The organism is Mycobacterium sp. E3247, from assembly GCF_001667785.1.
Classification (GTDB): Bacteria; Actinomycetota; Actinomycetes; order Mycobacteriales; family Mycobacteriaceae; genus Mycobacterium.
On sequence record NZ_LZJG01000058.1, the window covers coordinates 1 to 11,524 of the forward strand.

General features: G+C 71.9%; 1 protein-coding gene. It reads left to right on the plus strand.

The window, feature by feature from the left end; translation table 11 throughout:
- Positions 1 to 11,524, plus strand: an 11,524-nt coding sequence (locus A9X04_RS03065; protein ID WP_156764195.1) for a non-ribosomal peptide synthetase, incomplete at both ends; no start/stop codon positions are given.

The window sequence follows — 11,524 nt, forward strand, 5'->3', positions numbered from 1 at the left end:
CCGATGACGGCATCGGCCCGGTGGTCGCGACCCCGATCATGCGCTGGCTGCAGCAGATTGACGGTCCGGTCGATCAGTTCAACCAGACCATCGTGGTCCAGGCCCCCATCGGCGTCACCCACGACGACGTGGTGGTGCTGCTGCAGGCCCTGATCGACCGGCACCCCATGCTGCGGCTGTGTGTGGACGACGACGGCGCCGGCGGCTGGTCGCTGCACGCGCCCGAGCCCGGCGCGGTCGACGCGCGCAGCTGCCTGCACGTCGTCGACGCGTTGTCCGAAGAGGCGGTGCTGGCCGCGCGGTCGCGATTGGACCCGGCGGCGGGCGTGATGCTGCGCGCGGTCTGGGCGGAGCCCACCGGGCGGTTGGCGTTGATCGTCCACCACCTGGCCGTCGACGGGGTGTCGTGGCGAATCCTGTTGGAAGACGTGAACATCGCCTGGGCCCAACAGCGCACCGGGCAACCGATCGTGTTGCCGCCCGGCGGGACGTCGTTCGCCCGCTGGTCGGCGATGCTTCAGGAGCACGCCCGGCGCCCCGAGGTCGTTGACCGGGCGGACGCGTGGCGCGACGTGGCGGCCGCCCCGGCGCCGTTGCCGGCGGTGCGCCCGGGCGCCGACACGTACGAGACGGCCGGACAGTTGTCGGTGTCCCTCGACGCCGATACCACGCAAATGTTGCTGGGGGCAGTGCCGGCGGCGTTTCACGCCGGTGTCCAGGATATTTTGGTGGTCGCCCTCGGGTTGGCGATCAACGAATTCCTGGGCACCGGCGCGCCGCTCCGTATCGATGTCGAGGGCCACGGCCGCGACGAGGACGTCGGACCGCACGTCGACCTGTCGCGCACCGTGGGGTGGTTCACCGCCAAATACCCCGTCGCGCTCCAGCTCGGCGCACCGCACTGGCCGAAGGTCAAAGCGGGCGAGCCCGAGCTGGGCGCGCTCGTCAAGGACGCCAAGGAGCAACTGCGTGCGCAGCCGGACGGGCCGACCTACGGGCTGCTGCGCTACCTCAATCCCGAAGTGGGCCTAGAGGACCCGGACCCGGTGATCGGGTTCAACTACCTGGGACGGCTCGGGGGGACGGCCGAGCTGTCCGACGAGTTGTGGCGGCCCGATCCGGACAGCCAGTCGTTGACCGCCGCGGCGGCCGCGCTGCCGATGCCGCTGGGGCACACGCTGGAACTCAACGCCGGTGCCATGGAAACGGCGAACGGCTCTCGCCTGCAAGCCAATTGGACGTGGGCGCCCTCGGCGCTGACGCGCGAACAAGTCGGCCGACTCAGCCAACTGTGGTGTGACGCCCTGGCCGGCATCTGCGCGCACGTGCGCAGCGGCGGGGGCGGCTTGACCCCGTCGGACGTCGCCCCCGCCCGGCTGAGCCAGCAGCAGATCGACGAGCTGTGCCGGCAATACCCGGTCGCCGACGTGTTGCCGTTGACGCCGCTGCAGCGGGGACTGCTCTTTCATGCCGGCGCCGGGCTCGACCCCGCGGACGACGTGTACGCGGTGCAGCTCGACATCACGGTGTGCGGCCCGCTCGACCCCCAGCGCCTGCGGGAGGCGGTTGGCGGCGTGCTCAGCCGGCACCCCAACCTGATGGCCCGGTTCTGCGAAGCGTTCGAGGAGCCGGTGCAGATCATCCCCGCCGACCCGGCCGTGGCGTGGCGCTACGTCCAGCTCGACGCCGACGATGCCGACCCGGACGAGCAGGTCGCGCAGCTGTGCGCCGCCGAGCGGGCCGCGGTGTGCGACCTGGCCGCCCGCCCGGCGTTCCGGACCGCGCTGGTCCGCACCGCGAAAGACCGGCACCGGTTCGTGTTGACCGTCCACCACATCGTGATGGACGGATGGTCGCTGCCGATCGTGCTCCAGGAGATCTTCGCCGGCTATTACCGGGAGCGGTTGCCGCCGGCGGCGCCGTACCGCAGCTACCTCACCTGGCTGGCCGGCCGCGACCTGGCGGCCGCGCGAGCGGCGTGGCGCCACGTGCTCGACGGCGTCGACACCCCGACGTTGGTGCGCCCACCGGGACCGGCGGGGCGGCGCGGCGTCGCCACGTTCACCGTGCCGGCGGAAACCACACGGGCGCTCAGCGGGCTGGCCCGCGCATCGCACACCACCGTCAGCACCGTCCTGCAGGCCGCCTGGGCGCAGCAGCTGGCATGGCTGACCGGTCACGACGATGTGGTCTTCGGCGCCGTGGTCTCCGGCCGCCCGACCGAGGTGCCCGGCGCCGAATCGATGGTGGGCCTGCTGATCAACACGGTCCCGGTCCGGGCGACGATCACCGCGGCGCAGACCGTCGCCGGCCTCCTCGACCAGCTCCGCCGCGCCCACAACCAGACACTCGACCACGAGCACTTGGCGCTGGCCGAAATCCACCGCGCCACCGGCCACGACCAGTTGTTCGACACCCTGTTCGTCTACGAGAACTACCCGATCGACACCGCCGCGCTGGCCGGCGCCCACGAAGTCACCGTCACCGAGTTCACCAGCCGCGAGTTCAACCACTATCCGCTCTCGGTGCAAGCCGTGCCGGGCGACGAACTGGGCCTGCGCGTCGAATTCGACACCGACGTCTTCGACGCGGCCGGCATCGAGACGCTGATCGAGCGGTTCCGCCGGGTGCTCGTCGCCATGACCGCCGACCCGGACCGCCCGCTGTCGGCCATCGACAGCCCCGAGGAGCCGGAGCACACGGTCGCATGGGGCAACCGCGCGGTGCTGGCCGAGCCGGTGACCGGGCGCTCCATTCCGGAGATGTTCGCCGCGCACGTGGCCCGTGCCCCGGAGGCGGTGGCGCTGAGCTTCGAAGGCCGCTCCATGACGTACCGGGAGCTGGACGAGGCCGCCAACCGAGTGGCGCGCCTGCTCGCGGCCCACGGCGCCGCACCCGGAACCTTTGTGGCGCTGCTCTTTTCGCGATCCGCCGACGCCGTCGTCGCGATCCTGGCGGCACTCAAGGCGGGGGCCGCCTACCTGCCGATCGACCCCGGGCTGCCGGCGGCGCGGATCGGGTTCATGATCGCCGACGCAGCGCCGATCGTCGCCGTCACCACGGCCGACCTGCGCTCGCGGCTCGTCGGCTCCGGCGTGCCGATCATCGACGTGCATGACCCGCCGGCGGACACGGGCTCCGCCACGGTCTTGACCGCGCCGGCCCCCGAGGACATCGGGTACCTGATCTACACGTCCGGCACCACCGGCGTCCCCAAGGGTGTTGCGGTCACCCACCACAACGTCACCCAGCTGATGACGTCGCTGCATGCGCCCCTGCCGGCCGCGGGCGTCTGGTCGCACTGCCACTCGCTGTCCTTCGACGTCTCCGTCCAGGAGATCTTCGGCGCGCTGCTGGATGGCGGGCGCCTGGTCGTGGTGCCCGAGGCTGTGGTCCGCGCACCGGAAGAGCTGCGCGCCTTGCTGATTCGCGAACGGGTCAACATCCTCAGCCAGACCCCGTCGGAGGCCGGAACCCTGTCGACCGAGGGCCTGGATGCCGTCGCGATGGTGATCGGTGGCGAATCCTGCCCGCCCGAGCTGGTCGACCGGTGGGCACCGGGCCGGGTGATGGTCAACGCCTACGGCCCCACCGAAACCACCGTGGACGCGGCCATCAGCGCGCCGCTGACCCCGGGCGCCGGGGCGCCGATCGGGTCGCCGGTGTCCGGCGCTGCGCTGGTGGTGCTGGACAGGTGGCTGCGGCCGGTACCGGCCGGAGTGGTCGGGGAGTTGTACGTGGCCGGTCGCGGCGTCGCGTGCGGATACCTGGGCCGATCCGGCTTGACGGCATCGCGATTCGTGGCCTGCCCGTTCGGTGGGACCGGGACGCGCATGTACCGCACCGGGGACCTGGTGCGCTGGGGCGCCGACGGGCAGCTGCGGTATGTGCGGCGCGCCGACGATCAGGTCAAGATCCGCGGGCATCGCATCGAACTCGGCGAGATCCACGCCGCGCTTCTCACTTTCGAGGGCGTGCAGCAGGCGGCGGTCGTCGCCCGCGAGGGCCGGTTGGTCGGCTACGTGACCGGAACCGTCGAACCGGCCGGGATCCGCGCCGCGCTCGCCGAGCGGTTGCCGCCCTACATGGTGCCCGCCGCGGTCGTCGTAGTGGACGCAATCCCGTTGACGCTCAACGGCAAACTCGACAAGCGGGCGCTGCCGGCACCGGAATACCACGACGCCGAGTCCTACCGCGCCCCGGCGACACCGGTCGAGGAAATTCTGGCCGAGATCTACGCGCGCGTATTGGGATTGGCCCGCGTGGGGGTCGAGGAGTCGTTCTTCGACCTGGGCGGCGATTCCCTGGCGGCCATGCGCCTGGTCGCCGCCGTCAACGCGGCCCTGGACACCCACCTGTCGGTGCGTGCGGTGTTCGAGGCCCCCACCGTCCGCCGATTGGCGCCGCTGGTGGGGCCCAGCGGCGATGGACCGGCGCGCGTGGTGGCCGGGGTGCGGCCCGCGGTGCTGCCCCTGTCCTTCGCCCAGTCCCGGCTCTGGTTCATCGATCAGCTGCACGGGCCGTCGCCGGTATACAACATGGCCGCGGCGCTGCGGCTGCGCGGGCAGTTGGATCGCGCCGCGTTGCGCGCGGCGCTGGCCGATGTGCTGGCCCGTCACGAAAGCCTGCGCACGGTGTTCGTCGCGGCCGAGGGCACGCCCCAGCAGGTGGTGTTGCCGCCGGAGCACGCCGACGCCCGGTGGGAGGTGGTGGACGCCGCCGAATGGTCCCCGGCGCGGTTGGAGCAGGCCGTCCGGGCTGCCGCGGGACGCCCGTTTGACCTGGATGCCGAGATCCCGTTGCGGGCAGAACTTTTCAGGATCGCCGAGGACGAACACGTCCTGGTGGCCGTGGTGCACCACATCGCCGCCGACGGCTGGTCGCTCACCCCGCTGGTGCGCGACCTCGGCGTTGCCTATGCCAGCCGGTGCGCGGGCCGGGCCCCCGGCTGGGCGCCGTTGCCGGTGCAGTACGCCGACTACGCCCTGTGGCAGCGAAGCCGGTTCGGCGAACTCGACGACCCGGACAGCCCGATCGCCGGGCAGCTGCGCTACTGGCAGGACGCGCTGGCCGGGATGCCCGAGCGTCTCGAGTTGCCCACCGATCGGCCCTATCCGACCGTCGCCGATCAGCGCGGTGCCAGTGTGAGCGTCGAGTGGCCCGCCGACCTGCAGGACCGGGTGCGCGAGCTGGCGCGGGCGAACAACGCGACCAGTTTCATGGTGATCCAGGCCGCCCTGGCGGTGCTGCTTGCCAAACTCACCGCGAGTTCCGATGTCGCCGTGGGCTTCCCGATCGCCGGCCGTCGCGATCCCGCACTGGACGACGTCGTCGGCTTCTTCGTCAACACCTTGGTGTTGCGGGTCGAGCTGTCCGGGGATCCCAGCATCGCCGACCTTTTGGCCCAGGTGCGCCGGCGCAGCCTGGCCGCCTACGAACATCAGGACGTGCCCTTCGAGGTTCTCGTGGAGCGGCTCAACCCCACCCGCAGCCTCGGGCACCATCCGCTGGTCCAGGTGATGCTGGCCTGGCAGAACACCGGGCCCGCCGAACTCGCGCTGGGCGATCTGCAGGTCACCGCGCTGCCGGTGGACACCGGCACGGCCCGCACCGACCTGTTGTTCTCGCTGGCCGAACGCTGGACCGCGGACGGCCGGTCCGCCGGGATCGGCGGTGCAGTGGAGTTCCGCACCGATGTGTTCGACACCGCTACCGTCACAACACTTCTGGCGCGGCTGCGGCGGGTGCTGGAGGCCATGACCGCCGACCCCGCCCGCCGGTTGTCGTCCGTCGACGTGCTCGACCGGGCGGAGCACGCCCGCCTCGAGGCCATCGGCAACCACGCCGCGCTGAGCCGGCCCGAGCCGGCGGCGAGGTCGATTCCGGAAACGTTCGCCACGCAGGTGGACCGCGCGCCGGACGCGGTGGCCATCAGCTGCGGGGGCCGCGGCCTGACCTACCGCGAGGTCGACGACAAAGCGAATCGCCTGGCGCACCGGCTCGTCGAGGTCGGCGCGGGCCCGGGGGAGCGGGTGGCGCTGCTGATGCCCCGGACGGCCGAGGCGGTCGTGGCGATCCTGGCGGTGCTGAAAGCCGGGGCGGCCTACGTGCCGGTCGATCCGGGGCTGCCGGCCGCGCGGATCGGCTTCGTCCTGCACGACGCCGCACCCGTCGCCGTGATCACCACGGCCGGCCTGCGGTCGCGGCTCGACGGTTGCGACCTGCCCGTCATCGACGCCCACGACGACGACGTCGACGCCCGCCCCGCCGGGCCGCTGCCCGCCGCGGCGCCCGACGACATCGCCTATGTCATCTACACCTCCGGTACGACCGGGACCCCCAAGGGCGCGGCGGTCACCCACCGCAGCGTCATCGAGCTGCTGGATTCGCTGGACGCCGAGCTGGAGCTGGGCACGGTGTGGACGCTGTGCCACTCGCTGGCCTTCGACTTCTCGGTGTGGGAGATGTTCGGCGCGCTGCTGCGCGGGGGCCGCCTGGTGGTGGTGCCCGACGGGGTGGTCCGTTCGCCGGAAGACCTGCACGCCTTGCTGGTTCGTGAACAGGTCAGCGTGCTGAGCCAGACACCGTCGGCCTTCTACGCGCTGCAGACCGCCGATGCGTTGGCGCCCGAGCTCGGCCGGCAGCTCAAGCTGCAGACGCTGGTGTTCGGCGGCGAAGCGCTCGAACCCCGGCGCCTGGCCACGTGGTTGGACGGCCATCCGGGACGCCCACGCATCGTCAACATGTACGGAACGACCGAAACCACGGTGCATGCCTCGTTCCGCGAGATCGTCCACGGCGACGTCGACGGCGGCGGCAGCCCCATCGGAATTCCCCTGGCGCATCTCGCCTTCCTGGTGCTGGACAACTGGTTGCGGCCGGTGCCGGCCGGGGTGGTCGGCGAGCTGTACGTGGCCGGCCGCGGGTTGGCGTCCGGATACGTCGGCCGGCCGGCCCTGACGGCGTCGCGGTTCGTGCCGTGCCCGTCGGGCCCGCCCGGGCGACGCATGTACCGCACCGGGGACCTGGTCCGCTGGGGCGCCGACGGGCAGCTGCAGTACCTGGGCCGGGCCGACGAGCAGGTCAAGGTCCGCGGCTATCGCATCGAGCTCGGCGAAATCCAGGCGGCCCTAAGCGGTTTGGACGGGGTGCGGCAGGCCGCGGTGATCGCCCGCGAAGACCGTCCCGGGGAGAGGCGGCTGGTGGGCTACGTGACCGGGCACGCCGACCCGGCCGGCGTCCGCGCCGCGCTCGCCGAGCGGCTGCCCGCCTACATGGTGCCCGCCGCCATCGTCGTCGTGGACGCGATCCCGTTGACCGTCAACGGCAAGCTCGACACCCGGGCCCTGCCGCCGCCGGACTACCGCGATCCCGGTCGTTACCGCGCCCCGGCCACCCCCACCGAGGAGATCCTGGCCGCCATCTACGCCCAGGTCCTCGGCCTCGACCGGGTCGGCGTCGACGACTCGTTCTTCGACCTGGGCGGGGATTCGCTGGCGGCGACACGCTTGATCGCGGCGGTCAACGCCGGCCTGGGCGCCCACCTCGGGGTGCGGTCGCTGTTCGAGGCGCCCACCATCCACCAGTTGGCGCCGCGCCTCGGCGACGACGGGGCGGGGCGCACGCCGTTGACGGCGATCGAACGGCCCGCGGTGATTCCGTTGTCCTTCGCCCAATCCCGGTTGTGGTTCCTCGACCAGTTGCAGGGGCCCTCGGCGGTGTACAACATGGCGGCGGCGCTGCGGCTGGACGGGCGCCTGGATGCCGACGCGTTCCATGCCGCACTGGGCGACGTGGTGGCCCGGCACGAAAGCCTGCGCACGGTCTTCATCGCGGCCGAGGGGACACCGCAGCAGGTCGTGATGACACCCGAGGAGGCCGACGTCCGGTGCGACATGGTCGACGCCACGGCGTGGCCGCAGGAGCGCTTGACCGAGGCCGTCGAGACGGTCGCCCACTACGCGTTCGACCTGGGAACCGAAATTCCCCTGCGCGCTTGGCTTTTCCGCACGGACATGGAAGCGCACGTGCTGGTGACGGTGCTCCACCACATCGCGGCCGACGGCCTGTCGCTCACGCCGCTGGTGCGCGATCTCGGCGTGGCCTACGCCGGCCGGTGCGCGGGCCAAGCCCCGCAATGGCGGCCGCCGGCCGTGCAATACGCCGACTTCGCGCTGTGGCAACGCGCGCATCTCGGCGACCCGGACGATCCGGACAGCCCCATCGCCGGGCAGCTGCGGTTCTGGGAACACACGCTGGCCGGGATGCCCGAGCGGCTGGTGCTGCCCACCGATCGGCCCTACCCGCTGGTGGCCGACCACCGCGGGGCGACCGTGGGCGTGCGGTGGCCGGCCGAGCTACAGCAGCGGGTGCGCGAGGCGGCGCGGGCGCACAACGCGACCAGTTTCATGGTCGTGCAGGCCGCGCTGGCGGTGCTGCTGTCGACGCTGAGCGGAAGCAGCGAGGTGGCCGTGGGCTTCCCGATCGCCGGGCGCCGCGACCCGTCGCTCGACGGCGTGGTGGGCTTCTTCGTCAACACCCTCGTGTTGCGCACGGATCTGGGCGGGGACCCGACGGTCGCGCAGCTTCTGGCGCAGGTGCGCGGGCGCAGCCTGGCCGCCTACGAACACCAGGACGTCCCCTTCGAGGTGCTCGTCGAGCGGCTTCGGCCCACCCGCAGCCTCAGCCACCATCCGCTGGTGCAGGTGATGCTGGCCTGGCAGAACAACGACCCGACCGAGCTGAGCCTGGGTGACCTGCACGTCACCCCGCTTCCGGTGGACACCCACACCGCCCGCATGGACCTGACGTTCTCACTGGCCGAACACTTCAGCGACACCGGTGAACCCGCCGGGATCGGCGGGCAGGTGGAGTTCCGCACCGACGTGTTCGACACCGGCACCATCGAAACGCTGGTCAAACGCCTGCACCAGGTGCTGCTGGCCGTCACCGCCGACCCCGCGCGGCCGTTGTCGTCGATCGACGTGCTCGATGACGACGAGCGCGCCCGCCTCGACGAGTGGGGCAATCGCGCGGTCTCCACCCGGACGGTGACCTGGCCGTCGATCCTGGAGGCGTTCGCCGCCCACGTCGGCCGCACCCCGGACGCGGTGGCCGTCCGCTGCGGGGACCGCACGCTGACCTACCGCGAGCTCGACCGGGCCGCGAATCGGTTGGCGCACCTGCTCATTCACCGCGGGGCGGGCCCGGGCGAATGCGTGGCGCTGCTCGCGGACCGCTCGGCCGAGGCCGTCGTGGCGATCCTGGCGGTGCTCAAGACCGGGGCGGCCTACCTGCCGATCGACCCGGGGCTGCCGACGGCGCGGATCGAGTTCGTCCTCGCCGACGCCGCGCCGGTGGCCGCGCTGACGACCGCCGGTCTCCGGTCGCGGCTGGATGGCTTCGACCGCCCCGTCGTCGACGTCGACGATCCCGCCCTGCACGCCCGGCCCGCGAGCGCGCCGTCGGCGACGCCGACGGCCGACGACGTCGCCTACATCATCTATACGTCCGGCACCACCGGTACTCCGAAAGGCGTTGCGGTCACTCACCGCAACGTCACGCAGCTGTTCACCCCACTCGACGCGCCGCTGCCGGCGGGGGGAGTGTGGGCGCAGAGCCATTCGCTGGTCTTCGACGTGTCGGTCTGGGAGATCTTCGGCGCGCTGTTGCACGGCGGTCGGGTCCTGGTGGTGCCCGACGCCACCGCCCGCTCCCCGAAGGACCTGCACGCGCTGCTGACCGCCGAAAGCGTCAGCGTGCTCACCCAAACACCGTCGGAGGCCGGAATTCTGGCGCCCGAGGGCCTGGACTCGGCCGCCCTGGTGGTGGCCGGGGAGGCCTGCCCGGAAGAGGTGGTGGACCGGTGGGCGCCGGGGCGGACCATGCTCAATGTCTACGGCCCGACCGAGACCACGATGTGTGTGGCGATCAGCGCGCCGCTGGTCCCCGAGTCGGGAACCCCGCCGATCGGTTCGCCGGTGCCGGGGGCGGCGCTGTTCGTGCTCGACGGGCGGCTGCGGCCGGCGCCCACCGGCGTGATCGGGGAGCTGTATGTGACGGGGGCGGGCCTGACGTACGGGTACGTGCGCCGGGCCGGTCTGACCGCGTCGCGGTTCGTGGCGTGCCCGTTCGGGGTGCCCGGGCAGCGCATGTATCGCACCGGGGACCTGGTGCGCTGGGGTGCCGACGGCCAGCTGCAGTACCTGGGCAGGGTCGACGAGCAGGTGAAAATCCGCGGGCACCGCGTCGAGCTCGGTGAGGTCCGCGCCGCGCTGGCCGCCTTGGCCGGCGTCGAGCAGGCCGCGGTGATCGCCCGCGAGGACCGTCCCGGCGACAGGCGGCTGGTCGGCTACATCACCGGGACCGCCGACCCGGCCGCGCTTCGCGCGGCGCTGGCCGACCGGCTGCCCGCCTACATGGTCCCGGCAGCGGTGCTGGCGGTGGACGCGCTGCCGTTGACGGTCAACGGCAAACTCGACACCCGGGCGTTGCCCGCGCCGGAATACACCGACCGGGACCGCTACCGCCCGCCGGCCACGCCGGTCGAGGAGACCCTGGCCGACATCTACGCCCAGGTCCTGGGCGTGCAGCGGGTTGGCGTCGAAGACTCGTTCTTCGACCTCGGCGGCGATTCACTGTCGGCCATGCGCCTGGTCGCGGCGATCCACACCACCTTGGGCATCCATCTGCCCGTGCGCGCCGTGTTCGACGCGCCGTCGGTGCGGAACCTGAGTCAGCAATTCGACTCGTACGCACAAGATTTCGCGGCCGCACCCAAGATCGGTCCCAGCTTCGCCTCGGTGCACGGTCGCGACGCCACCGAGGTGTACGCGAGCGATCTGATGTTGGAGAAGTTCATCGACGCCGGGACGCTGGGCGGCGCGCCGTCGTTGCCCGGCCCGAGCGCTCAGGTGCGGACGGTCCTGTTGACCGGTGCGACGGGCTTTTTGGGCCGTTACCTGGCCCTGCAGTGGCTGGAGCAGCTGGAGCTGGTGGACGGCAAGCTGATCTGCCTGGTGCGGGCCGGCTCGGATGAGGAGGGTCGTCGGCGGCTGGAGAAGACCTTCGACAGCGGTGACCCGAAGTTGCTGAACCGCTTCCACGAACTCGCTGACGGCCACCTGGAGGTCATCGCGGGGGACAAGGGTGCGGCGAACCTGGGCCTGGATGAGCCGACGTGGCAGCGGTTGGCCGACACTGTTGATCTGATCGTGGACTCGGCGGCGCTGGTCAACGGCGCGCTGCCCTACAGCGAGCTGTTCGCCCCCAACGTCGCGGGCACCGCCGAGCTGATCCGGCTGGCGATGACGGCCAAACTCAAGCCCTACACGTATGTTTCGACCGCCAACGTCGGGGACGGGGTGGAGCCGGCCGCCTTCACCGAGGACGCCGACATCCGGGTCATCAGCCCCACCCGGACCATCGCCGGCGGTTACGCCAACGGTTACGGCAACAGCAAGTGGGCCGGCGAGGTGTTGCTGCGCGAGGCCCACGACCTGTGCGGGCTGCCGGTCTCGGTGTT